The organism is Geobacter argillaceus, from assembly GCF_007830735.1.
Classification (GTDB): domain Bacteria; phylum Desulfobacterota; class Desulfuromonadia; order Geobacterales; family DSM-12255; genus Geomobilibacter; species Geomobilibacter argillaceus.
Map to the genome: position 1 here is coordinate 17,127 of NZ_VLLN01000017.1, position 23,440 is coordinate 40,566.

25 protein-coding genes and 1 riboswitch are annotated in these 23,440 nt (G+C 60.5%); of the genes, 17 read left to right on the forward strand and 8 right to left on the reverse strand.

Annotated elements, in window-relative coordinates:
• Positions 1 to 372: 372 nt before the first annotated feature.
• Positions 373 to 2,010 (forward strand): ABC-F family ATP-binding cassette domain-containing protein, encoded by a 1,638-nt coding sequence (locus tag JN12_RS13305; protein WP_145023522.1) that lies wholly within the window; start codon positions 373 to 375, stop codon positions 2,008 to 2,010.
• A 547-nt stretch (positions 2,011 to 2,557) separates the two neighbouring features.
• A complete protein-coding gene (locus JN12_RS13310; protein WP_145023524.1) occupies positions 2,558 to 2,920 on the forward strand; it encodes a Glu/Leu/Phe/Val dehydrogenase dimerization domain-containing protein in 363 nt (120 codons plus the stop codon).
• Positions 2,921 to 3,005: 85 nt separating this feature from the next.
• On the opposite strand, the gene JN12_RS13315 is transcribed toward JN12_RS13310, so the two are convergent.
• Genes JN12_RS13315 through pdhA form a run of 3 tightly spaced genes read right to left on the reverse strand, consistent with a single transcriptional unit; the run spans position 3,006 to position 6,217 of the window.
• Positions 3,006 to 4,196, reverse strand: coding sequence for a dihydrolipoamide acetyltransferase family protein (locus JN12_RS13315; RefSeq protein WP_145023526.1), 1,191 nt, complete (start codon positions 4,194 to 4,196; stop codon positions 3,006 to 3,008).
• A gap of 1 nt (position 4,197) precedes the next feature.
• Positions 4,198 to 5,160 carry an alpha-ketoacid dehydrogenase subunit beta gene (locus JN12_RS13320; protein WP_145023528.1) on the reverse strand — a complete coding sequence of 321 codons (963 nt, stop codon included), beginning with the start codon at positions 5,158 to 5,160 and terminating at the stop codon, positions 4,198 to 4,200.
• Between the two features lies 1 nt (position 5,161).
• A complete protein-coding gene (gene pdhA / locus JN12_RS13325) occupies positions 5,162 to 6,217 on the reverse strand; it encodes a pyruvate dehydrogenase (acetyl-transferring) E1 component subunit alpha (protein ID WP_145023530.1) in 1,056 nt (351 codons plus the stop codon).
• Between the two features lie 216 nt (positions 6,218 to 6,433).
• Here pdhA and JN12_RS13330 point away from each other — a divergent pair, with 216 nt between their 5' ends.
• From JN12_RS13330 to JN12_RS13340, 3 genes are all read left to right on the forward strand, one after another.
• A complete protein-coding gene (locus tag JN12_RS13330; RefSeq protein WP_145023532.1) occupies positions 6,434 to 6,817 on the forward strand; it encodes a response regulator in 384 nt (127 codons plus the stop codon).
• A 128-nt stretch (positions 6,818 to 6,945) separates the two neighbouring features.
• Entirely contained in the window at positions 6,946 to 7,425 is a 480-nt protein-coding gene (locus JN12_RS13335) for a DUF2127 domain-containing protein (RefSeq protein WP_145023534.1), read from the forward strand.
• 5 nt (positions 7,426 to 7,430) lie between these two features.
• Positions 7,431 to 8,198, forward strand: coding sequence for a DUF1499 domain-containing protein (locus JN12_RS13340; protein ID WP_145023537.1), 768 nt, complete (start codon positions 7,431 to 7,433; stop codon positions 8,196 to 8,198).
• A gap of 23 nt (positions 8,199 to 8,221) precedes the next feature.
• Here the strand turns inward: JN12_RS13340 and JN12_RS13345 are convergent, their stop codons facing one another.
• Genes JN12_RS13345 through mobA form a run of 4 tightly spaced genes read right to left on the reverse strand, consistent with a single transcriptional unit; the run spans position 8,222 to position 10,898 of the window.
• Complete coding sequence (locus JN12_RS13345) at positions 8,222 to 9,430, reverse strand: molybdopterin molybdotransferase MoeA (RefSeq protein WP_145023539.1); 1,209 nt, start codon at positions 9,428 to 9,430, stop codon at positions 8,222 to 8,224.
• 21 nt (positions 9,431 to 9,451) lie between these two features.
• Positions 9,452 to 9,802: a winged helix-turn-helix domain-containing protein gene (locus tag JN12_RS13350; protein ID WP_145023541.1), complete on the reverse strand. Its 351-nt coding sequence runs from the start codon at positions 9,800 to 9,802 to the stop codon at positions 9,452 to 9,454.
• The gene (gene mobB / locus JN12_RS13355; protein WP_145023543.1) at positions 9,799 to 10,302 is read right to left on the reverse strand and encodes a molybdopterin-guanine dinucleotide biosynthesis protein B; all 504 of its coding nucleotides are present in this window, start codon (positions 10,300 to 10,302) and stop codon (positions 9,799 to 9,801) included. Before mobB ends, JN12_RS13350 begins: the two co-directional genes overlap by 4 nt.
• Complete coding sequence (mobA, locus tag JN12_RS13360; protein WP_145023545.1) at positions 10,287 to 10,898, reverse strand: molybdenum cofactor guanylyltransferase; 612 nt, start codon at positions 10,896 to 10,898, stop codon at positions 10,287 to 10,289. Before mobA ends, mobB begins: the two co-directional genes overlap by 16 nt.
• A gap of 329 nt (positions 10,899 to 11,227) precedes the next feature.
• Here mobA and JN12_RS13365 point away from each other — a divergent pair, with 329 nt between their 5' ends.
• From JN12_RS13365 to JN12_RS13380, 4 genes are all read left to right on the forward strand, one after another.
• A complete protein-coding gene (locus JN12_RS13365; RefSeq protein ID WP_145023547.1) occupies positions 11,228 to 11,719 on the forward strand; it encodes a MarR family winged helix-turn-helix transcriptional regulator in 492 nt (163 codons plus the stop codon).
• Positions 11,716 to 12,870, forward strand: coding sequence for a mercury methylation corrinoid protein HgcA (hgcA, locus tag JN12_RS13370; RefSeq protein WP_250697402.1), 1,155 nt, complete (start codon positions 11,716 to 11,718; stop codon positions 12,868 to 12,870). The genes JN12_RS13365 and hgcA overlap by 4 nt, the downstream gene beginning before the upstream one ends.
• Before the next feature lie 18 nt (positions 12,871 to 12,888).
• Complete coding sequence (hgcB, locus tag JN12_RS13375) at positions 12,889 to 13,179, forward strand: mercury methylation ferredoxin HgcB (RefSeq protein WP_145023550.1); 291 nt, start codon at positions 12,889 to 12,891, stop codon at positions 13,177 to 13,179.
• A gap of 139 nt (positions 13,180 to 13,318) precedes the next feature.
• Positions 13,319 to 13,394, forward strand: a riboswitch (cyclic di-GMP riboswitch).
• Positions 13,395 to 13,500: 106 nt separating this feature from the next.
• Positions 13,501 to 14,928, forward strand: a complete 1,428-nt coding sequence (locus tag JN12_RS13380; protein ID WP_145023552.1) for a DUF5666 domain-containing protein — start codon at positions 13,501 to 13,503, stop codon at positions 14,926 to 14,928.
• A 95-nt stretch (positions 14,929 to 15,023) separates the two neighbouring features.
• On the opposite strand, the gene JN12_RS13385 is transcribed toward JN12_RS13380, so the two are convergent.
• The gene (locus JN12_RS13385) at positions 15,024 to 15,206 is read right to left on the reverse strand and encodes a hypothetical protein (protein ID WP_145023554.1); all 183 of its coding nucleotides are present in this window, start codon (positions 15,204 to 15,206) and stop codon (positions 15,024 to 15,026) included.
• Positions 15,207 to 15,513: 307 nt separating this feature from the next.
• On the opposite strand from JN12_RS13385, the gene pstS reads away from it, so the two are divergent.
• The 8 genes from pstS to nifH all read left to right on the forward strand — a co-directional run bounded on the left by pstS (position 15,514) and on the right by nifH (position 23,315).
• Positions 15,514 to 16,533, forward strand: a complete 1,020-nt coding sequence (pstS, locus tag JN12_RS13390) for a phosphate ABC transporter substrate-binding protein PstS (RefSeq protein ID WP_145023556.1) — start codon at positions 15,514 to 15,516, stop codon at positions 16,531 to 16,533.
• Between the two features lie 139 nt (positions 16,534 to 16,672).
• Positions 16,673 to 17,632, forward strand: a complete 960-nt coding sequence (pstC, locus tag JN12_RS13395; RefSeq protein WP_246125863.1) for a phosphate ABC transporter permease subunit PstC — start codon at positions 16,673 to 16,675, stop codon at positions 17,630 to 17,632.
• Positions 17,629 to 18,471: a phosphate ABC transporter permease PstA gene (gene pstA, locus JN12_RS13400; RefSeq protein ID WP_145023560.1), complete on the forward strand. Its 843-nt coding sequence runs from the start codon at positions 17,629 to 17,631 to the stop codon at positions 18,469 to 18,471. The genes pstC and pstA overlap by 4 nt, the downstream gene beginning before the upstream one ends.
• 64 nt (positions 18,472 to 18,535) lie before the next feature.
• A complete protein-coding gene (gene pstB / locus JN12_RS13405) occupies positions 18,536 to 19,294 on the forward strand; it encodes a phosphate ABC transporter ATP-binding protein PstB (protein ID WP_145023562.1) in 759 nt (252 codons plus the stop codon).
• An 81-nt stretch (positions 19,295 to 19,375) separates the two neighbouring features.
• Positions 19,376 to 20,047, forward strand: a complete 672-nt coding sequence (gene phoU / locus JN12_RS13410) for a phosphate signaling complex protein PhoU (RefSeq protein ID WP_145023564.1) — start codon at positions 19,376 to 19,378, stop codon at positions 20,045 to 20,047.
• A 145-nt stretch (positions 20,048 to 20,192) separates the two neighbouring features.
• Positions 20,193 to 21,344, forward strand: a complete 1,152-nt coding sequence (gene nifV / locus JN12_RS13415; RefSeq protein ID WP_145023566.1) for a homocitrate synthase — start codon at positions 20,193 to 20,195, stop codon at positions 21,342 to 21,344.
• Positions 21,345 to 21,413: 69 nt separating this feature from the next.
• On the forward strand, positions 21,414 to 21,980 hold the full coding sequence (locus JN12_RS13420; RefSeq protein ID WP_145023568.1) for an ANTAR domain-containing response regulator: 567 nt from the start codon (positions 21,414 to 21,416) through the stop codon (positions 21,978 to 21,980).
• Between the two features lie 465 nt (positions 21,981 to 22,445).
• The gene (gene nifH, locus JN12_RS13425) at positions 22,446 to 23,315 is read left to right on the forward strand and encodes a nitrogenase iron protein (RefSeq protein WP_145023570.1); all 870 of its coding nucleotides are present in this window, start codon (positions 22,446 to 22,448) and stop codon (positions 23,313 to 23,315) included.
• Positions 23,316 to 23,440 lie beyond the last annotated feature (125 nt).

The window sequence follows — 23,440 nt, forward strand, 5'->3', positions numbered from 1 at the left end:
TGTGCCGTTATTATTTTTTATTAATTACAAAATCGCAACACACTGGTTTTGCGTACTAATTTCACGGCGTGCCGTAACGTAGTCCATCATACTCCTCTCGTGGAATGCAGGCCCGGTGTATGGCAAAACCATACGGTTTCATTGACCGACACGTCTCCTCAGCCCGACCACCGGAGCTATCTCCGCTGATTCTAAGAGCTATTTCCCGCATGAAGGGGTGTATAAAAAAGCATACGTCAGGCGGTCAGCGGTTGTGGCCCACGTAAAAACAATTGCCGCTGCCATGAGAATGGTGCTATACAGGTAAGCGACTGTGAACCACAGGGAAAACCTGTGGTTTTTTATTTTTCGGCAAAAAGGAATGGTTCAACGATGATCAGCGCAAACGACATAACCCTCTCCTACGGCAAGAGGGTCCTCTTCAAGGACGTCAACATCAAGTTCACGCCGGGTAACTGCTATGGGCTGATCGGCGCCAACGGCGCCGGCAAATCCACCTTCCTCAAGATCCTTGCCGGCGAGGTGGAACCGGACAAGGGAACCATCTCGGTCGGCCCGCGGGAACGGATCGCGGTGCTCAAGCAGGACCAGTTCGCCTATGACGAGCAGACGGTCTTCAACACGGTGATCATGGGGCATGCCCGACTGTACGAGGTGATGGCCGAGCGGGAGGCGCTCTACGCCAAGAGCGATTTCAACGAGGAAGATGGCGTCCGCTCGGCCGAACTGGAGGCCGAGTTTGCCGAGATGAACGGCTACGAGGCCGAGTCCGAGGCAGCGGTGCTCCTGAACGGCCTCGGCATCCCCGAGGAACTGCGCACCCTGAAGATGAAGGAACTGGAGGGTGGAGACAAGGTCCGGGTGCTGCTGGCCCAGGCCTTGTTCGGCAGCCCGGACATCCTGCTCCTGGACGAACCGACCAACCACCTGGATCTGAAATCAATCTCCTGGCTGGAGGACTTTCTCTACCGGTTCCCGAACACCGTCATCGTCGTTTCCCACGACCGGCACTTCCTGAACCAGGTCTGTACCCATGTGGCCGACATCGATTTCGGGATGATCAAAGTCTACGTGGGGAACTACGACTTCTGGTACCAGGCGAGCCAGCTCACCCTGAAGCAGAAGCAGGACGAAAACCGGAAGGTCACCGACAAGGCCAACGAACTGAAGGAATTCATTCAGCGTTTCTCCTCCAACGCCTCCAAGGCCAAGCAGGCCACCTCGCGGAAACGGCTCCTGGAAAAACTGACCATTGAGGAGATGCCGGTCTCGTCCCGCAAGTACCCCTACGTGGTATTCAAGCCGGAACGGGCCTGCGGCGACATCATCCTGGAGATCCAGGGGCTCTCCAAGGCAATCGATGGCGAACAGGTACTGAACGACCTGACCCTCACGGTCAACAAGGGGGACAAAATCGCCCTTGTCGGCGGCAACGGCCTGGCCAAGACCACCCTGTTCCAGATCCTGGCCGGTGAACTGGAGCCGGACGCCGGCTCCTTCCGCTGGGGGGTGACCATCACATCCGCCTATTTCCCCAAGGAAAACCGGACCTACTTTGAAAACGACCTGAACCTGATCGAATGGCTCGGCCAGTATTCGCCCCCAACCGAGGGGGAGACGTTCGCCCGTGGCTTCCTCGGTCGGATGCTTTTTTCCGGTGATGAGGCGACCAAGAAGACCAGCGTCCTCTCCGGCGGGGAGCGGGTCCGCTGCATGCTGTCGCGGATGATGCTGGCGGGCGCCAACGCCCTGATCCTTGACGAACCGACCAACCACCTGGACCTGGAATCCATCACGGCCCTGAACAACGGCCTGATCTCCTTCAGCGAGGTGATCCTGTTCGCCTCCCACGACCATGAATTCGTCTCCACCGTGGCCAACCGGATCGTGGAGTTCACCCCCGGCGGGATCATCGACCGGGTAATGCCGTTCGACGAATACCTGGAAAGCGCGGATATCGCCCGGATCAGGGACGAACTCTGCCATGGGCACCGGGATCTCGACCTGTAACCGAGGCCGAAACCAAACAAGAAAAACCAAGGCATTCAACGCGGATCAACGCTGATGTAAGCGGATTGACGCGGATAACAACGGATACTCCGTCTCAGCCCAGATCCTTGCTAATCCGCGTCCATCCGTGTTGAATTGCAGTTCATGTTTGCTTATTTTCAAACAACGAGAAAAGGCTGTACGGTCATTGCCGCACAGCCTTTTCTTTTTTCGTAGGCGATCCCGCCTCAGGCGGAATTTTCCGGCAGGGGTTGCCTGCCATCAGGTGTTACAGCATGGATTGTCTCGAGCTGCTTCGACCCTCGCCTCCTTTCTGAACCTCATGCCTTGATGTTCCGTCGATCCTCGCTGCCGGCTGAGGTCCGTCCTGAAACCGTTGCCAAAGGTGTTCTCTTTGGCTGTTTACCGGGATAACAGCTCCCGTATGAATTTCAATCGACACCCCCCTGACTAACTTGAGCAGAAACTTTGGCACTTCAGAGCGCGCAAAAAGATAGTACACTTTCAGCATGGTGGCAGACGATTGCCTGGTGAGGGGAGGTAGGAGATGGACGAGATCAGCTATGACAACATCGGCCCGACCAAGGTCATCAGGCTTTACTCGGCCAAGGAACAACTGAGGGCCGTGGTGGTGATCGACAATACCGCCCTAGGCCCGGCCATCGGCGGGGTGCGGGTTTCGCCCACCGTGGACGTAACCGAGGTCTGGCGCCTGGCGCGGACCATGACCCTCAAGAACTCCATCGGCGGCCTGCCGCTGGACACACTGGGAGCAACCGGGTTCGGCTTGGCCGAATGCGCGGAAGTGGCAGCACCGCTCGCCGGCATCGAGCTTGCGGACGCCCGCGTCGCCGCGGAGGCGATTGCCAGGGAACGGGTGCTGAAGGCAATGGGGTATAGGGATTACTGACCTGGATTCTCCCCTCCTGACCTCCCCCCGCTGGGTGGAGAAATACTCGTCCCCTGCCCCTCCGGGGGAGGGGCAGGGAGGGGCGCTACGTCCCCTCCAGGAACAGCAGGGCCGGGTCCTCCAGATAGCGGACCACTTTGCCGAGGAACAGGGCCGCATCGGCACCGTCGGTGACCCGGTGGTCGAAGGTGAGCGAAAGGGAAACGATCCGGCGGATGGCGATGGCACCCCGATGGACCCAGGGCTTTTCTGCGATCCGGCCGCAGCCGAGGATCGCCACGTCCGGCCAGTTGATGATCGGGGTGGCATAGGTGCCGCCAAAATGGCCGTAGTTGGTGATGGTGAACGTGCTCCCCTTCAGCTCGTCCAGAGAGATGGTCCGCTCCCGCGCCTTCTTTCCCAGCTGCTGGATCTCTTCCGCCAGGTCCAGGATGCTCTTTTTGTCCACGTCCCTGATCACCGGCACCATAAGTCCTTCCTCGGTCTCCACCGCAATGCCGAAGTGGTAATGACGCTTCAGGACGATCTCCTGTGCGGCGTCGTCAATCGATCCGTTCAGGTAGGGATGCTCCCGGAGGGCGTGCTGGGCCGCCTTGATGAAGAACGGGAGGAAGGTCAGGTGGGTGCCGTGGTGCGCCTCCACCTCCTGCTGCTCCCGGTTCCTGATCTTCCAGAGGTCGGTCATATCGGCCTCGTCCATGGTGGTGACAAAGGCGGTCAGCTGCTGCGCTGCGCCCAGATGCCGGGCAATGGTCCGCCGCACGCCGCGCAGCGGCAACCGCTCCACCGGACCGGACGGCTCTTCCCTCCCGCTGACAGGTTGGGCAACCGGCTCCAGGTCTTCCGGGGTAACGCTGCCATGGGGGCCGCTGCCACGAATGGTGGTCAAGTCGATTCCCCGCTCGCGGGCCAGCTTCCGCACCATCGGCGTGGCCCGCACCTCGCGCTGCTCCACTGGCGGAGGAGCCGGTTCTTCTTCCTCTTCGGGAAGTACGCCGACGATCCCCACCGACTTCGGCCTCCCGCTAACCTCCTCCCCTTGGGCAGCGATGGCGAGCAGCGGCTCGCCGACCTTCACCGTTTCGCCTTCGCGCCGCAGGAGCCGGGCAACGATCCCGGCGCGGGGGGTGGGGACCTCCACCACCGCCTTGTCGCTCTCCACCTCCAGCACGGTCTGGTGTTCGGCGACCCGGTCCCCCTCCCTGACCAGCCACCGGCGCAGTTCCACTTCGGCAATCCCCTCCCCCAGGTCGGGGAGCCTGAATTCATAGGGCATGTCAGTACCTCATCACGTCGTCAATGGCGCCGGTAATCTGCTCCACAGTCGGCAGATAGCTGTCCTCCAGCTTCGGCAGCGGCATGGTGACATCCGGCGCCGCCACCCGGAGTATCGGTCCCCGCAGGGATAGGATCGCTTCCTCCGCAATGGTGGCGGCGATCTCGGCACCGAACCCGCCGGTCTTTACCGCCTCCTGGACGATCACCACCCGGCCGGTCTTCCTGACCGAGGCAAGGATGGTCGCGCTGTCGAACGGATTCAGGGTCAGGAGGTCGATCACCTCGACATCGTACGGCCCAACCGTCTTCAGCACCCGCTCCAGCATGCTCCCCCAGGCGATGACCGTCACCCCGGCCCCCTCCCGCACCACCCGGGCCTTGCCGAGCGGGACGGTGTACTCCCCCTCCGGCACCTCTTCCCTGATGAGCCGGTAGAGCCGGGTCGGCTCCAGGAAGAGGACCGGATCGGGATCGCGCAGCGCCGCCAGGAGCAGCCCCTTGGCCGTGTACGGCCCGGATGGCACCACCACCTTGATCCCCGGCATATGGCAGAAGAACGCCTCCGTGCTCTCCTCGTGCAGCTCCGGCGCCTTGATCCCGCCACCGTAGGGGGTCCGGACCACCAGGGGGCAGGTGAAGCGGCCGCGGGAACGGGCGCGGAGCCGGGCAGCATGGGAGAACAACTGGTCAAAGGCACCATACAGGAACCCCATGAACTGGATTTCCGCCACCGGCCTGAGACCGTAGGCTGCCATGCCGATGGCGGCCCCGACAATGGCCGACTCGGCCAGGGGAGTATCGATCACCCGCTCGCTGCCGAACCGGTCAAAGAGCCCCTCGGTAACCCGAAAGACCCCGCCGTCCCGCCCCACATCCTCGCCGAGCACGACCACCCGGTCGTCCCGGGCCATCTCCTCCTGCAGGGCCAGATTGATGGCCTGTACCATGGTGAGCTTCGCCATGTCAGCGTCCCTCCAGTTGCCCGGCCTGCCGCGGGGTAAGGGAGGCGGCGGTGTGGGCGAACATCTCGGCGACAGAGGGAGGCGGGATCGCCTCCATGGCCGCCACGGCCCCGTCGATGGCGGCCGTTGCCCTGGCCCGGACATCCGCCCGGAACGTTTCGCTCCAGAAGCTGCGGGAAGCAAGAAAGCGCTCCAGCCGCAGGATCGGGTCCCGGGCGGCCCAGGCGGCCACCGCCTCGGGAGGGCGGTAGCGGGCCGCATCGTCGGCCGTGGTGTGGTCGGCCATCCGGTAGGTGAGGCACTCGATGAAGGTGGGACCGCCGCCGCTGCGCGCCTTATCCAGCGCCTCCTTGGTGGCCCGGTGCACGGCGAACAGGTCGTTGCCGTCCACCTGAATCCCCTCGAACCCGTAGGCGATGGCCTTCTGGGCCAGGGACCCGCTCGCGGTCTGCCCCGCTACCGGGATGGAGATCGCCCACTGGTTGTTCTGGCAGATGAAAACGACCGGCGGACGGAAGAGGCCGGCCAGGTTGAACCCCTCGTGGAAATCCCCCTTGGAGGTGGCGCCATCGCCGAAGTAGGCGACCACGGCCACCGGGTCTTTCCGGTAGCGGGCCGCCATGGCGGCACCCACGGCATGGGTGATCTGGGCGCCAACACCGACGCACACGGGAAAGATGTTGAGCCGGTCCGGCGCCCGCTGACCCCGCTCGTCACCGGCCCAGTACTGGAACAGTTGCTGGATGGGATAGCCGAGGGTTAGAAAGACCCCCATCTCCCGAAACGCCGGGAAGACCCAGTCTTCGGGGGCCAGGGCCAGGGCGCTCCCCACCTGGGCCGCCTCCTGCCCCCTGATGGGGGGGTAGGTGCCGAGCCGCCCCTCCCGCTGCAGGGAGAGTGCCCGCTCGTCAAAGATCCGCGCCAGCACCATCAGCTCGTAGGCGCGGCTTAGCTCGTCATCGGCATAGGGGAGTATGAGCGACTCATCCGCCTGACCGTTCTCGTCGAGGATGCTCAGGCGGCGGGTGGTGAACGTGGCAAGTACTTCATCAGGCATGTCCGTTGTCCTTATCCCTGAATCATAGGAACTGCTACTGCAAAGAGTTTATCCGCAGTGCTACGACTGTCAACGGAACAAGGACTGACCAATTGAAGGCGCACTTCCGTTCCGGACTGGGGGCATGGATCTCCGGTGCTGCCATATCCGCAATTGTAATTTTGCGCCACCGTGCTAATATTAGCACCAACCAAGACAAGACAGGGGGGTGATACCATGACCGACCTGTACGTCCTTCTGGTCGAAGACAACCGTGACGATGAGGAACTCGCCCTTTGGTCGCTCGGCAAAGCCGGACTCACCCATGTGACCGTTGCCCATGACGGCCTTGAAGCCTTGACCCTGCTGTTCGGCAGTCCGCCATCCGCCGGGCAGGAACCATTCCTGCCGGATATCCTGCTGCTCGACCTGCGGCTGCCCAAGATCGACGGCCTCGAAGTCCTGAAACAGCTGCGCAGCAACGAGCGGACGAAAATGCTCAAGGTCTTTGCACTCTCCTCTTCCGAGGATCCGCAGGACAAAAAAATCTGCTCCGATCTGGGGGTTATCGCCTTTTTATCCAAACCGTTGGAAAGGGAAAAACTGCTGCCGTATCTGTAGGATTGCCTCCCCTCACCCCTTCATGCCCATCTCACCGACCTGCAGCAGCCCACGAGTCCGCCAGAGACAAATATGCAGGGGAGATGATGCGCACCACGCCCACCAGCGGTAAAATCCAAGTAAAGGCTATGCGAAAGAGATCGGCAAAGAAAAAGCAGCCATCCGGCCGTGCACTGCAGATAGTGGCGCTCTTCGAGGGTGCCAAGGGGGCGCTGGTCCTGGTGACCGGCCTCGGGCTCCTGGCCCTGATCCATAGGGATGTGCACCAGGTTGCCGAGCAGTTGGTCCGGCACCTTCATTTCAACCCGGCCAGACACTATCCCCGGATCTTCCTGGATGCTGCGGACCGCGTGACCGACCCGCAGCTCTGGGCACTGGCCCTGGCGGCACTGTTCTACTCGGCAATACGTTTTGCCGAGGCAGTCGGCCTCTGGCTGAAGCGGCGCTGGGCCGAATGGTTCGGCTTTCTTTCCGGCGGCATGTATATACCGGTCGAGTTGTACGAAGTGCTCCGGGAAGCGACCTGGCCCCGGGTGACTGTGCTCGTGCTGAACCTGGCGATAGTGCTTTACCTGCTTGGAGTATTGATCAGAACTGACCGGAGGTGATCCTCATGGCAGAACATCGTCCTACCGTACCGACACGCCCGGACACACGGAGAGGTGCCGCCCTCCCCGTGGCCGGCATACTGCTCGTCCTTGTCGCCGCCATCCTGCTCGTAGCTGCTGGGTTCGGCACCCGCCTGGGGTTGTGGCATTTCCGCACCGGTTTCGACCTGCTCAGGTACGGCTCCTACTGTGGCGCCGTGGCCTTCCTGATAGCGCTCGTCGCAGCCCTGCTCTCGTTCCGCGGTCGGCGCCTTGCCGGATTTATCCTGGCCCTTGTGGCAATGATCTGCGGCCTGCTCATTACCGCCATCCCCGTGGCCTGGAAACTCGAAGCCGGGCGGCTCCCCCGGATTCACGACATCACCACTGACACCACCAACCCACCCGACTTCGTCGCAATTCTCCCGTTGCGGGCGGATGCCGCCAATCCGGCAACATACGGCGGGCCTGAGGTTGCAGCCCTGCAGCGCCGGGCCTATCCTGACATCAAGACCGTCATCCTCGAACACCCACAGGCACAGGCCTTCGAGGCGGCACTCAGCGCAGCCCGTGCCCTGGGATGGCAGGTCGTTGCCACTGTCCCGGCTGCGGGGAGGATAGAGGCCACGGCCACCACCTTCTGGTTCGGCTTCAAGGACGACATCGTGATCCGGGTCGCGCCGGCGGGGAATAGGTCGCGGGTTGATATTCGCTCGGTGTCGCGGGTGGGGATCAGTGACGTGGGGACTAATGCGAAAAGGATTCGCGCCTTCGTGAAGAAGCTGACAGGGTAATGCGCTCCCACCCAAGAGCAGCGTCATGCTTCCCCAAGCTCGAATCCCCTGTCCAGCAGCAGAACTTCGACTTCATCTCCCCTGGCGTAAGACGTATCGGGAGCCAGCCGGATCAGACCATTTCCCTGGATAAGGGAGGAGAGGCGACCGGAGCTTTGATTGCCGGTGGTCGAGACATGATAACGGTCGTCGTGCGCCGAGACGATGCCCCGAATCAGGTGGGGCCGCGCCCCGGTATTCGTCACCTGCTCCTGCAGGACAGCCCTGACCTTGGGCCGGAATATCCGCCAATGCCCCATCGCCTTGAGGAGCGACGGCCGCACGAACAGTTCGAACGAGACCATGGCCGCGACCGGATTGCCCGGCAGGGCGAAGACCGGCTTACCCTGCAGCATGGCGAACGCCAAAGGCTTGCCCGGTTTCATGTCGACCTTCCAGAAGGTGATGCGTCCCCCCAGCTTTTCAATCGCAACTTTGACGAAATCCCGGTCTCCCACGGAAACACCACCGGTGATGACCAGAAAATCGGCGTTCAGACCGGCCCTGATTTTCTCGCAGGTGGCATCAAGGGTGTCCGTGGCGATCCCCAGGAGTAGCGGGTCGCCGCCGGTATCCAGCACCTGGGCTGCCAGGCTGTAGCTGTTGCTGTTGATGATCTTCCCCGGCAACGGCGTCGAACCGGGCTCCAGGAGTTCGTCGCCGGTGGAGAGAATGGCCACCCTGGCTTTGCGATAGACTGCCAGAGAGGTCGTTCCCATGGCCGACAGCATGCCGATCTCCTGGGGGCGAAGGAGCGACCCGGCAGGGATCACGGTACTGCCGTGCCGGATGTCTTCACCGCGCTCCCGGACATGGGATCCCGCCCTGATTACCGAAGTGAGGCGTATCCATTCGCCATCCTCCGTCACATCCTCGATGGGGACTACCGTATCGCACCCCGGCGGGACAACTGCACCGGTCATGATCCTGACCGCCTCGCCGGCAGGTACCGGAGCACGGTACACCTCTCCGGCCGGCAGAAAGCCGGTGACCTTCAGGCGGCTGTCGTCCAACGTGGCATGGGCGAATGCGAACCCGTCCATGGCGGAGTTATCGGCGGGCGGAATGTCCCACGGGGCAATGTGCTCTTCCGGGGTGACCCGGTTAAGGCCCTGGAACAAGGAGACCTTTTCCGTCTCCAGCGGCGTGATCTGTTCCAGGATGGTCCGTTGCGCTTCCTCAATGCTGATCATCAGGATTCCTCCTTCAACTTCTCAGAAGTCGAGTTCCATGAACTTGCAATTCACCATCTCATTGAACCCCTCTTGCAGACGATCGAATTTCTGCAGGAGCGTTTCCGCCTGTGGGGTAAGGGACGATTCACCGCCACCGGCCCCACCCTTCAGGCGGTTCACGAGGGGGAACCCCAGACGCTTCTCCATGGCATCGATATAGGTCCATGCCTTACGATAGGGGACGCCCATCTCTTTTGCCGCGGCATTGATCGAACCGGTCTTTTTGATCAGGCGCAGCAGTTCGTCCCGCCCACGGCCGAACACCGGCTTGCCGTCGACCTCCAGCCAGATCTTGGAGCGGACCCGCAATTCCGACCCGGCTTCGCTCATTTCAGGAACCGTGCCTCGATGAAATCGGTAACTTCTTCGACATTGTTGAGATCGAGCAGCGGCACATCCAGTTCCAGTTGTTCGTCGCTGGCCACCGCAATCAGTGCCGGATCGTATTCTTCTCCCCGGCAGATCAGGGTGGCACTCCGCTCCCGACGGTGGAGTTCGATTTTGGGCAGGGAACTCTTCTTGAATCCTTCGGTCAGGACGATGTCCACATCCTGGAAATAGGTTTCCAGGAGCTCTTCCACAGATGGCGCGTCCGCGTGTTGCTTCACCAGCGCCAGCTTTTCCGGCGAACAGATGAGCATGGTGTCGGTTCCGGCAGCGGTAATCCGATGCGAATCCTTCCCCGGCTTGTCGATATCGAAGCGGTGGGCATCGTGCTTGATGGCCCCGACCCGGTAGCCCCGTATCTTCAGTTCACGGATGACCTTCTCCAGCATGGTGGTCTTGCCGGTTCCGGACTTGGCCACAAGGGCAACTACTTTGACGGACATGATGACTCCTCCTTGAGCTTGGCAAATTCTTCAGGGGTATTGATGTTCAGAAAAGCCCTGCCGTCCCGGTCGAGATGGGCCAACTCCTCATACGGGACATATCTGACCCGGACCTGTGGATAATAGGCGTAGGCGCAGAAGTCGCCACTATCCAGGAGGGCTCTGATCGGTTCGAGACAGTTTTTTGAATAAAGCGCGAAGAGCGGTTCGTAACCGTTGGCATTGGCCTGGACAACGGCATCGTAGCCGTTTCTAAGGGAGCAGAGGTAACGGAGCACGTCACGGTTCGGAAAAGGGATGTCACAGGAGGAGACGAAAATGTACTCCGTTGCCGCGTGGTGGAGACCGGTATAGACTCCCCCCAGGGCGCTGCCGGGATAGATGTCGGGCAGGACCGGGAGACCGTAACCGGCAAAGCGCTCCTCGCGGTCCCCCACCAGAACGATCCGGGCAAAGCTCTCCCTGAATGCCTCCAACACCCGCTCGAAGATCGGCTTCCCGTCGACCTCCAGAAACGCCTTGTCCTGTCCCATCCGGCGGCTCTTGCCGCCGACCAGGATGACGCCGGTAATGTCATGGTGCAGTTTTTCGGTCATGGGAGCACGTACGTCAGGTGTATTGTTCATCATTGTCAGAAGACCCTGAATCTGGATATACCAAATCCGCATAACGATGGGCAACAAATATTTACGTTTGCTCGACGTACTAAAACGGAACCTGGCTACTCGACATTCCCCCCTCCTGGGGGAGAACTTTTTGCCCTCCCCAATTTGATAACCCCAATGATCCGGGTAGCAATCTGTGATTTCGCAAGAATGAAGCGGCAAGCAGTTCGCCCGCAGCATAATCGCTGCGGGCGAACCGAGTCAATATTTTAGTTGCAATATGCAATTAAAATGTCTACGCTTTCGTCAGGAGAAATGACATGGAATCTGTCAGAGAAATGCTTCATATATTTGTCCGCCGTTTCGGCCTGCTGAATGCGGAGTGCTGCGATGAGTGCTGTGGAGAGCAGGTCTCCATGGTCCAGAGCCACATCCTGTTAGAGATCCGCAGGACGGAAAATCCCTCCATGCAGCGGGTGGCTGAGGAGCTGGGAATGGACATCACCACCTTCAGCAGACAGGCCAAGACCTTGGAGGCAAAAGGGCTCGTGACCCGGCAGGCATCGCCGGACGACCGGCGGGTGAGCCTGCTCGGCCTGACCAGCGAGGGGTTGCAGGTGCTGGAGAAGATCGATCTCTATATGTCCGGCAGGATCAAGCGGATATTTTCAAGTATGACCCCTTTCGAGCGGGAGACCGTTGTCAGGTCGCTGGGTCTGCTGAACGAGGCGGTGGCCAAGGCTGGCTGCTGCAATGGGCAGCAGGACAAAACATTGCATGTTGCAAGTAACAGCAGTAAGGAGTCGTCATGAAGATACGGGAAATCAGAACGATCACAAAAGCGGAATGCGCCCCAGTGAACACCGGTTGTGTCCCTACTGCGGATAACGACCCGAACAAGCCCCCCTGCTGAGGCCCCCCTACCTCCGCCGGCGGCGGAACAATTGACGAAACGGTTCCCGGATTTCTTTCCTGGCTACCGACCAGGGCCGGCCGCGTGCCGCGGATAGCGACGGAGCTTCGTTTTGCCGACCGTCTCGGCACCTGCAAGACCCGCTGGGGAATCGGGCGGATGGAGTATATGGTTCCGCCGGGGCTCTACGCTGTTGGCACCCCCACACCGGACGACCCGGTAGTGGTGACGGCCAACTACAAGATGAGTTACGACATGGTCCGCCGGGCACTGGCCGGCCGCAATGTCTGGCTCATGGTGCTGGAGACCTTCGGGATCAATGTCTGGTGTGCGGCAGGGAAAGGGACCTTTGGAACCGATGAACTGGTGAAGAGGGTCGCGGCAACCGGTCTGGCAACGGTAGTCAATCACCGCCACCTGCTCCTGCCGATCCTCGGCGCGCCGGGAGTAGCAGCCCACGAGGTGCAAAAGCAAACCGGCTTCACGGTGCGGTATGCCACGATCCGGGCCGCTGACCTGCCGGCCTACCTGGACAACGGCATGGTCACGACACCGGCCATGCGGGAATTGACCTTCTCTCTGCGGGAACGGCTGGTACTGATCCCGGTGGAGCTGGTGCTGGCCCTCAAATCGATTACCCTCATCGGCGGACTCATCTTCCTGGCCGCGCTCATCCTCGGGGGGGATGCAGCCGGTATCAAAGCGCTCATCGCCTGGATCGGCTCCGTCCTGACCGGGATCGTGGCTGGCCCGCTCCTCCTCCCCTGGCTGCCGGGTCGGAGCTTCGCCGTCAAGGGGGGAATTGCCGGGCTTGGCTGGAGTTTCGTCTGGTTTCAGCTCGCCGGCGGCGCTGCCTGGGGCGTACCGGTCAGCCTGGCCGCCTTCCTGGCGCTGACGGCGGTGAGCGCTTTCTACACACTTAATTTCACCGGCTGCAGCACCTACACCTCCCGCTCCGGGGTGAAAAAGGAGATACGCCTGGCCCTGCCGGCCATGGGGGTCGCCCTTGCCGTCAGCCTTGCCCTGGTGCTGGCCGGCAGATTCCTGTAGAGGAAGGAGAATGAGTCGATGAAAGGATATCGGTATCTGTCGGGTGTAACGACACTGGCACTTCGGCAGGAGGTCTGTGTGGGGTGCGGCCGCTGCCTGGAGGTCTGCCCGCACCGGGTATTTGCCCTTGACGGAACAGAGGCCCGCATCATTGACCGGGATGCCTGCATGGAGTGCGGCGCCTGCGCGCGGAACTGCCCGGCAGCCGCCATTACGGTCGATTCAGGCGTCGGCTGCGCCTCGGGATTGATCAATGAATGGCTTCAGGAGCGGAAGCTCCGTCGGGTCGGCAGCGGGTGCTGCTCCTGAACGGAATGCGCTGAACATATTTTTGAGGGTGAAAAGATGCCGAGTTGGTGCATGAGGGACCTTTCCCGCGTTTCACAGGAGGGACTTGATACGGACAAAAAATGTGAGATAATTTGTACAAGCAAAATCTTTCAATGAAGCGCGACAAGACCAAACCACCCGCGAGGGTGGGGCGGAAAGCCCAAGGGTCTCACGCAGACAGCCGGGTTGCCGAACGATCATGACAGTTCCGGCGACCCGGCTGTCGCATTTTCAAGGTTTCATCGAAGCTGGAGGCCCTGCAACCAAGCGATCCAACGATCGGGAAGAGGAGGAGCAACCATGAAACGCTCAGGGATACTGACATCAGTAGCTGTAGCGCTCTTAAGCCTCGCCATCGCCGGTTGTAGCGGCGGAGGGGGAGCTGGAACAACCCCGGTAAGCGGCTTTTCCAAGGGGGTCGTAACTGCCAAAGGAAGCGTAACCGTCAACGGGGTCAAGTTCGACACATCGTCCTCGGACGTGACGGTCGAACACTCTGCCAAAACCAAGGGGGATGACTCGGGCGTCAAGGTCGGCATGGTGGTCAGGATCAAGGGTTCGGTCAACGGTGCCACAGGCACGGCGACGAAGATCGAATTCGCTAACAACATGGAAGGGATCATCGATGCGGGAAGCATTGATGCGGTGAACAGCACCTTCAAGGTCTTCGGACAGACCGTCAAGGCAGGTCCCGCAACCATTATCGAGGACAGCGTTACCGGCCAGATCCTCTTCACCGACCTGGTAGTCGGCAACGTGGTCGAAGTCAGCGGCCTTCCTGACAACAACGGCGTGATCAATGCCACCCGTATCGAGCGGAAGACCGGCATATCTACGTTCGAGCTGAAGGGGAAAGTCACGGCCTACACCAGCGGTGCAGCGACCTTCACCATGACCCCCACCAACTCGACAGTGCCGATCATCGTCACCATCGGCACGGTCACCCTTCCCGCCAACTTTGCCGTCGGCATGAATGTGGAGGTGAAGACGTCCGGCTCCGGCACCACCATCACTGCCAGTTCGATTGAGGTCGAAACCGAACTGCAACCTGCCGAGGACGAGCATGTGGAGGTGGAGGGGATCATCAGCGGCTTCACGGCCACCAGCTTCGTAGTGAACGGCGTCACGATCGATCCGAACGGAATGGCCACGACGGGCCTTGGCAATGGGATCAAGGTCGAGGTGGAAGGGACCTTCAAGAACGGCGTCCTGGTCGCCAGCAAGATCAAGCTGGAGCAGGAAAACAACGTGAAACTGGAGGGAAACGTGGCGGCAGCCGCTGACATCGGCACAAGTTCCATCAAGCTGAACGGGGTGACCGTCAGCGTGGACAGCGGCACACTCTTCAAGGACAGCGACAACAGCGGCGGCAAGACGCCGGTGGTAAGCTTCGGCCTCGCCAACATCGCCGTCAACGATCACCTGGAGATCGTCGGCTTCGTGAACAGCAGCGGCAGTGTCATCGCCACCAAAATCGAGCGTAGGAAAGCGAGCGCGGTGATTATCGTTCAAGGGCCGGTAGCGGCGGCAAACACCACCGCCAACACCCTCACGATCCTCGGCATCACGGTCAACATCGGCAGCGCTTCTCTGAAGGATGCCACTGGGAACCCTGTCGTGTTAACAACCTTCTTCACCCTGGTGAAGCCGGGGACGACGGTCGTCAAGGCGAAGGGGTCGCTGAGCGGCACCACTCTCACGGCGACAGAGGCGGAAATCGAGCAGTAGTCCTGATTTCGCAGCGGCTAGACGAAGAGGCCGTCACCCCCACGGGGACGGCCTCTTCGTCTCTGAACAGTTCCAACCGCCGGACGGGAACAACCTCAGCCGTTAACCGCCTCCGGCAGCAGTTCCAGCATCCCTCCCATGGTCTCCTCGTCGAACACCTTGTCGATGTCGAGGACGATGATGAACCGGTCGTTATGCTTTCCCATTCCCCGGCTGCTGGGAACACTGCACGACGTCACCACCCGAAAGCGGGCCGAGAACAAGGTAATCAGCCTCACCCAGTTCTACTCCCTCATTCTGGACACCATCCATATCGGCGCCAGGATGACCATATCGAGCAGCCCCGGTCAGGGGACGAGAATCGGGCTTGTCGTACCTGTCCCGACAGCCTCCGACGAGACGCTCCGACCCCGAGCGGAAAATCGCTCAGCCTACCATGATCGATTCTCTCGTTAGTCGCCACTATGGAGAAATTGCCAGCCAGGCAAATTCACAATATTTTGTCACGCTCGTAACACATCTGTAACATTTACGGACTATAGTCTGGAAATCACAAATGTTCACACAATCAAAAGGAGAACATCGATGCTCAAGAAGATTACCGCATTCATGGCAGCAGGCCTGTTGGCCATTTCCAGCCTTGCCAGCGCCGAAAGCCTGATCAACGGCGCCGGCGCCACCTTCCCCTACCCGCTCTACTCCAAATGGTTCAGCGAGTACGCCAAGATCGATCCGAGCGTGAAATTCAACTACCAGTCCATCGGCAGCGGCGGCGGCATCAAGCAGATCACGGCACAGACCGTCGATTTCGGCGCATCCGACAAGCCGCTCTCCGATGAAGAACTGAAGGCTGCCCCGGGCAAGCTGATCCATATCCCGACCGTCATGGGGGCCGTGGTGGTCACCTACAACCTCGACGGCGTGAGCAAGCCGCTGAATCTCACCTCCGACCTCATTACCGACATCTATTTCGGCAAGATCACCAAGTGGAATGATCCCCGGCTGGTGGCGCTCAACAAAGGGGTCAACCTCCCCAGCCAGCCGATCGTGGTCGTGCACCGCTCCGATGGCAGCGGCACCACCAGCATTTTCACCGACTACCTTTCCAACGTGAGCAGCGAGTGGTCACAGAAGGTGGGCAAGGGAACATCCGTAAAATGGCCGATCGGTCTGGGTGGCAAGGGTAACGAGGGGGTCGCCGGACAGATCAAGACCACCAAGAACTCCATCGGCTACGTGGAACTGGCCTACGCCATCGAGAACAAGCTGCCGTTCGCCGCGCTGAAGAACAAAGACGGTCACTTCGTACTCCCCTCCATCAAGAGCACCAGCGCGGCCGCCGCCGGCGCAGCCAAGCATATGCCGGCTGACTACCGGATCTCCCTGGTGAACCAGCCGGGCAAGGAGACCTACCCGATCGCCGGCTTTACCTGGCTCCTGGTCTACGAACAGCAGAAGGACAAGGTTAAAGGGAAGAAGCTGGTGGAGTTCCTGAACTGGAGCCTGCACAACGGCCAGAAGATGGCAACCCCGCTCCTGTACGCCCCGCTGCCGGCAAACGTCGTCAAGATGGTCGAAACGACCATCAAAGGGATCAAGTTCTAGTCTGCGATTCCTCATGGACAGCCCGGGCATGGGTCGTGCCCGGGCTTTTTTTCCGCCTGGCCAATTGTTACGGAAAGGTTACACTGTGAATGACCTTGAAACCTGCGAAAGAGTCGAGACGCTCACGGAGGGGACCGTCGTGAAAGAAAACTCTTCCGGTCGGACACGCAATAACGGCGCCCATAGCCAGGGTGATTTCATCTTCAAGGGGGTGACGTTCCTGCTGGCGGCGAGCATCATTCTGATCCTGATCCTGATGGGATGGGAGATGGTCAGGGAAAGCCTCCCGGCCATTCGGAAGTTCGGCTGGCGCTTCATCAGCGGCCAGGAATGGGATGCGGTCCAGGGGGAATTCGCCGCCCTCCCCTACATCTACGGCTCCGTCGTCTCGTCCATCCTGGCCATCCTGCTCGCCACCCCGCTGTCCATCGGCACGGCCCTCTTCGTCACCGAAATCGCCCCCAGCAGGCTGGGAAACATGGTGGCAGCCCTGGTGGAGCTCTTGGCCGCCATCCCCAGCGTTATCTACGGCCTATGGGGGGTGCTGGTCATGGCGCCCTGGCTGCAGCAGACCGTCCAACCGTTTTTAATCAACAAGTTCGGCTTTCTCCCCTTCTTCCAGGGGGCGCCGTACGGGGTGAGCATGCTGGCGGCGGTCTTTATCCTGGTGATCATGATCGTCCCGATCATCACCTCTATCACCAAGGAGGTGCTCCTTGCCGTACCGGGGAGCCAGAAGGAAGCGGCCTACGCCCTGGGTGCGACCCGCTGGGAGATGATGCGGGTGGCGCTCCTCCCCTATGCCCGCTCCGGCATCCTCGGCGCCGTCATCCTCGGCCTGGGAAGGGCCATCGGCGAGACCATGGCGGTAACCATGGTCATCGGCAACACGCCGCAGATCTCCCTGTCGCTCCTCTCACCCGCCTATACCATGCCGAGCGTCATCGCCAACGAGTTCGCCGAGGCCTCCTCCAAGATACACTCGTCGGCACTGATGGAGATCGGCCTGATCCTGCTGGTCATCACCCTGTTAATCAACATCATGGCGCGACTGCTCATCTGGAGCGTGACCCGCGGCAGAACCGGAGGCCATGCATGACCTTCTCGTCTCCTTTCCGTTCGGTAAAGAACCTGCTGATGACCCTGCTCATGGTCGCGGCGACCATCGCCGTGCTCACGCCGCTCGGGATCATATTCCTCCATATCCTGAAGATGGGGGCCAGCTCCCTCTCCTTCGACTTTTTCACCCAGATCCCCAAGCCTACCGGCGAGGCGGGCGGCGGCATGGCCAACGGCCTGATCGGTTCGGCGGTGATGATCGCCATGGCCGGCTGCATCGGCCTGCCGGTGGGGGTACTGGGAGCGGTCTACCTGACCGAGTTCGGCGGCAGCCGCCTGGCAACGGCAATCCGCTTTTCCGCCGACGTCCTGGCCGGCATCCCCTCCATCATCACCGGCATGGTCGCCTACACCCTGCTGGTGGTGCCGATGAAAGGGTTTTCCGCCCTGGCCGGCGCCGTCTCCCTGGCGATGATCATGATCCCGATCGTGCTGAGGACCACCGAAGAGCAGCTGAAGATGGTCCCCGGCACACTGCGGGAGGCATCACTGGCACTGGGGGTCCCGCTCTGGCGCACCACCCTCAAGGTCACCCTGGCCAGCGCCAGGACCGGCATCATCACCGGCGTTCTCCTGGCCATCGCCCGGGTTGCCGGCGAGACCGCGCCGCTCCTCTTCACCGCCCTGGGGAACCAGTTCTGGAGCAGGAAACTGACCGAACCGATGGCGGCCCTGCCGCTGCAGATCTTCAGTTTCGCCATCGCCCCCTACGAAGACTGGCACCGCCTGGCCTGGGCCGGTGCGCTGGTCCTCGTCGGGATCATGTTCACCCTGAACCTGGCGGCCCGCTATTTCGGCAGGCAGAAGCGGTATTCGTAGGGGTATACCTCGTAATTACCCACCTGAAGGGCGATCACAAGGATCGCCCCTCCATGAGGATAGAATGCAGACAAAAGTACAGCTCGACAACCTGAACGTTCATTTCGGTAAGACCCATGCCGTAAAAGGGGTTTCCCTGGAGTTTCCCGCCAACAGCGTCACCGCCATCATCGGCCCGTCCGGGTGCGGCAAGTCCACGGTACTGCGCAGCCTGAACCGGATGCACGACCTGGTCCCCGCCGCCCGGGTGACCGGCCGGATACTCCTGGACAATGACGACATCTACGAGCGGGGGGTGGACCCGGTGGGAATCCGGCGCCGGATCGGCATGGTCTTTCAGAAGCCCAACCCGTTTCCGGCCATGTCCATCCACGACAATGTCCTTGCCGGCTACAAGCTTCTCGGCCGGCTCAACCGCACCACTGCGGACGAGATTGTCGAGTCGAGCCTGAAACGGGTCGCCCTCTGGGACGAGGTCAAGGACCGGCTGAAGACGAACGCCATGGAGCTCTCGGGCGGCCAGCAGCAGCGGTTGTGCATCGCCCGGACCATAGCCGTGCAGCCCGAGGTGATTCTGATGGATGAGCCCTGCTCGGCCCTCGACCCGATCGCCACCCTGAAGATTGAGGAGCTGATCGATGAACTGAAGGAGCAGTATACTGTCATCATCGTTACCCACAACATGAAGCAGGCTGCCCGCGTTTCCGACTATACGGCGTTCTTCTACCTGGGCGAGATGGTGGAGTGCGGCACGACCAAAATGATCTTCACCACCCCCGAGCAGCGGCAGACCGAGGATTACATCACCGGAAGGTTCGGGTAATATCGGTCCGAGGTTCGATGTAACAATTGCAGGCCTTGAACCTTGAACATTGAACCTTGAACTTTTATATAAGGGGTCATAATGGAAAGAGAACACTACAGCAAGCAGTTTGACACCGAATTGAACGAGATACGCCAGAGGCTCCTGGAGATGGGGGGAAAGGTGGAGGTGATGATTAACGACTCCCTGAAGGCGCTGGTGGAACGGGACTCGGACCTGGCCGAACGGGTCATCGCCTCTGACCACGAGATCAACCGGCTGGAGATGGAGATCGATGAACGGTGCCTGGAGGTGCTGGCCCGTCGGCAGCCGGCTGCCAGGGACCTGCGCTTCATCACCCTGGCCCTCAAGATCGTCACCGACCTGGAGCGGATCGGCGACCAGTGCCGCAATATCGGCAAACGGACGCTGGAGCTGAACGAAGAGCCGCCGCTGAAGCCTTACATTGACATGCCGCGCATGGCCCAGTGGTCCGGGGTAATGGTCAAGGAGGCACTGGATGCCTTTGTCCAGGGTGACGATCAGTTGGCCTACAAGGTCTGCCGGGACGACCAGTTCGTCGACGACCTGAACGACCAGATCCAACGGGAACTCCTGACCTTCATGATAGCCGACCCGACCAGCATCAGCCGCGCAATGAAGATCAACCAGATCTCGAAATGCCTGGAGCGAATCGCCGATCATGCCACCAATGTGGCGGAAATGGTCATCTTCATGATCAAGGGGAAGGACATCCGGCATATGTCCATCTGACTTCCGAGAGGTCGGCACATGTACAGATGGCATGCCTTGTGCTGTTCAGAGTGATATACTTCAGGCAATATCACTCTGAACAAGCGGCAATGAGGCCTCGGGAGTTCTTCCCGGGGCCTTTTTTGTTGCCGGAAAGGCAGCCACCATGCCCATTATCTGTGCAGAACCGATCATCATCGACGACACCACCCTGCGTGACGGGGAGCAGACCGCCGGCGTAGCCTTCAGCCGGAAGGAAAAAATCGCCATTGCCAGGATGCTCGATGCCATGGGGGTCCATGAGTTGGAATGCGGCATACCGGCCATGGGCGACGAGGAGTGCGGCTCGATCCGCGCCCTGGTGGAACTGGGGCTGAACGCACGGCTCATCACCTGGAACCGGGCACTGGTCGGCGATATCCGGGCGAGCATCGCCTGCGGCATTACTAGCGTCGACATCTCTCTGTCGGTTTCGGACATCATGATCAGGAATAAGCTGGGCAAGAACCGCGCCTGGGTGCGGGAACAGCTGAAACAGGCCCTCGGCTTTGCCAAGGAGAACGGGCTGTACGTGTCGGTGGGGGGAGAAGATGCCAGCCGGGCCGATCTTACCTTCCTGGCGGAACTGATGGACCTGGCCGTCACCATGGGGGCGGACCGGTTCCGCTTCTGCGACACCCTCGGCATCCTCGACCCGTTCACCATGTTCGAAAAGGTCAGGGCACTCCACGGCGCCGTACCTTCCCTCCCCATCGAAGTACACACCCATAATGACCTGGGCATGGCCACTGCCAACGCCATTGCCGGCATCAAGGCCGGTGCCCGGTTCGTCAATACCACGGTCAACGGCCTGGGCGAACGGGCCGGCAACGCGGCCCTGGAAGAGGTGGTCATGGCCCTCAAGGTCGCCTGCGGCATCGATCCGGGCATAGATACCCATCGCTTCCGGGAGATATCCCGCTACGTCGGCCGGGCTTCACATCGCCCCGTACCGGCCTGGAAAGCAATCGTCGGCGAGCGGGCCTTTGCCCACGAATCAGGCATCCATGCCGACGGTGTAATCAAAAACCCTAAAAATTACGAAGGATTCGACCCCGGGGAGGTGGGCCTAACGCGCCAGATGGTGGTCGGCAAGCACTCCGGTACCAGCGGCCTTATCGAACGGTACCGTGCGGTCGGGATCACCCTCACCGGGGATGAAGCTGTGCTGCTCCTGGTGCGCGCCCGCAACATGGCCGGGGATCGAAAGCGCCCCCTGACCGATGCCGACCTTATGCGGCTCTATGAGACTTCAAGCAGCTCTCTGGCAGCGGCATGACCATAAAGAGTGGGAACGGATCGTGCTAAACTGGATACAACGACTTCTGACGGTAAAAGGAGAACCACCTTGAAAACTGTACTGATCTGCGATGACGAACCGATTATCAGAAGCGGCCTGAAGGCATACCTTGCCAAGCTCGGCTTTGAAACCATCATCGAGTGCTGCGATGGCGAGGCAGCTGTGAAGGCGGCACTGGACAAGATTCCCGACCTGGCCATCCTGGATGTATCCATGCCGAAAAAGGACGGGATCACCGCTGCCGCGGAAATCAGGCAGCGACTGAAGCTCCCCATCGTGTTCCTGACCGCCTGCCACGACCAGGAGACCATCGAGCGTGCCAAAAAAATAGGCATCGCCTCGTTCCTCATCAAACCGCTGCGCGAGCAGGACCTCTGGCCGGCCATCGAGATGGCCTGTGCCCACAACGAGGTAGTGGAGGAGTTGAAGGAACAGGTGGAAGACCTGAAGGAGACCCTGGAGACCCGCAAGATCATCGAAAAGGCCAAGGGCGTGCTGATGAAGAGCCACCGGCTTTCCGAGCCGGAGGCGTTCCGCAAGATGCAGAAGCTGGCCATGGACAAACGGAAATCGCTACGCCAGATTGCCGAGGCAATCCTGCTGACCGAAACGTAGCAAATGTGACACTGACAGGGTGGCACCAGGGGGCGCGAATATCGTGCCCCCTGTTTTTTTAGCCTCCCGCTTAAGCACCTGCTGCAGAAATCGCCATCTGCCCTATTAATGGGCAGATGGATATCATTGATCGTACTATCGGCCTTTGACCGCATGCATCAGCGGGCACGTGGCTTTACAGATTGAACAAAAACAAGGCAACTGCCTCACCCCATTGCAGCGCACGACCAGCACCACTAGACAAACATCCGCTAATTCGGCACGTTAATAGTTTGGCACGCTCAATGCTTTGTGAAAGAGCGTAATCGCTGCACACCAAACATCCAGACGAATACGCCGACGTATTCAACGAAATTTATGCAGTAGGCAAAGGCGCCGCCATTATCACGAATGGGGCGCCTTTTTTATTGCCCCGAACAACTCGCATGCGGTCCACGGATAGCTGGCCGCGAAAGGAGAAACAACATGAGACAGATCGCGATCTACGGCAAAGGCGGCATCGGCAAATCAACCACAACCCAGAACACGGTGGCAGGTCTCGCGTCGCTCGGCAAGAAGGTCATGATCGTCGGCTGCGACCCGAAGGCCGACTCCACCCGGCTGATCCTCCACGCCAAGGCCCAGGCCACGGTCATGGACAAGGTGCGGGAACTGGGCACGGTCGAGGACCTGGAACTGGACGACATCCTGAAGGTCGGTTACGGCGACGTCAAGTGCGTCGAGTCCGGCGGTCCCGAGCCCGGTGTCGGCTGTGCCGGCCGGGGTGTTATCACCGCCATCAACTTCCTGGAAGAGAACGGCGCCTACACCCCCGACCTGGACTTCGTCTTCTACGATGTTCTCGGCGACGTTGTCTGCGGCGGGTTCGCCATGCCGATCCGCGAGAACAAGGCGGAAGAGATCTACATCGTCTGCTCCGGCGAAATGATGGCCATGTACGCTGCCAACAACATCGCCAAAGGTATTCTCAAGTACGCCTCCTCCGGCAAGGTCCGGCTGGCCGGCCTGATCTGCAATGCGCGCAAGACCGACAAGGAGTACGAACTGGTCGATGCGCTCGCCAAAAAGCTCAGCACCCAGATGATCCACTTCGTTCCCCGCGACAACCAGGTACAGCGGGCTGAGATGCGCCGGATGACCGTCATCGAATACTCCCCCGAGCATCCGCAGGCCAATGAGTACCGGACCCTGGCCCAGAAGATCCTCGATAACAAGATGCTGGTGGTGCCGACCCCGCTGGAGATGGAAGAGCTGGAAGACCTGCTCATGGAGTACGGTATCATGGAGGCGGAGGATGAGAGCGTTGTCGGCGTAGCCGAAGCGGCGGCGAAGTAGGAAAACGCCACTTTTCCGTTATCTCGGCGTTGGCCTGCGGATTATCGTTGTGCGGCGTAGCGCTGTTTATGCCCACTGGGTACTACGCCTCCGCCGAAATCCTCGGCCGCCTTGATATAACGAAA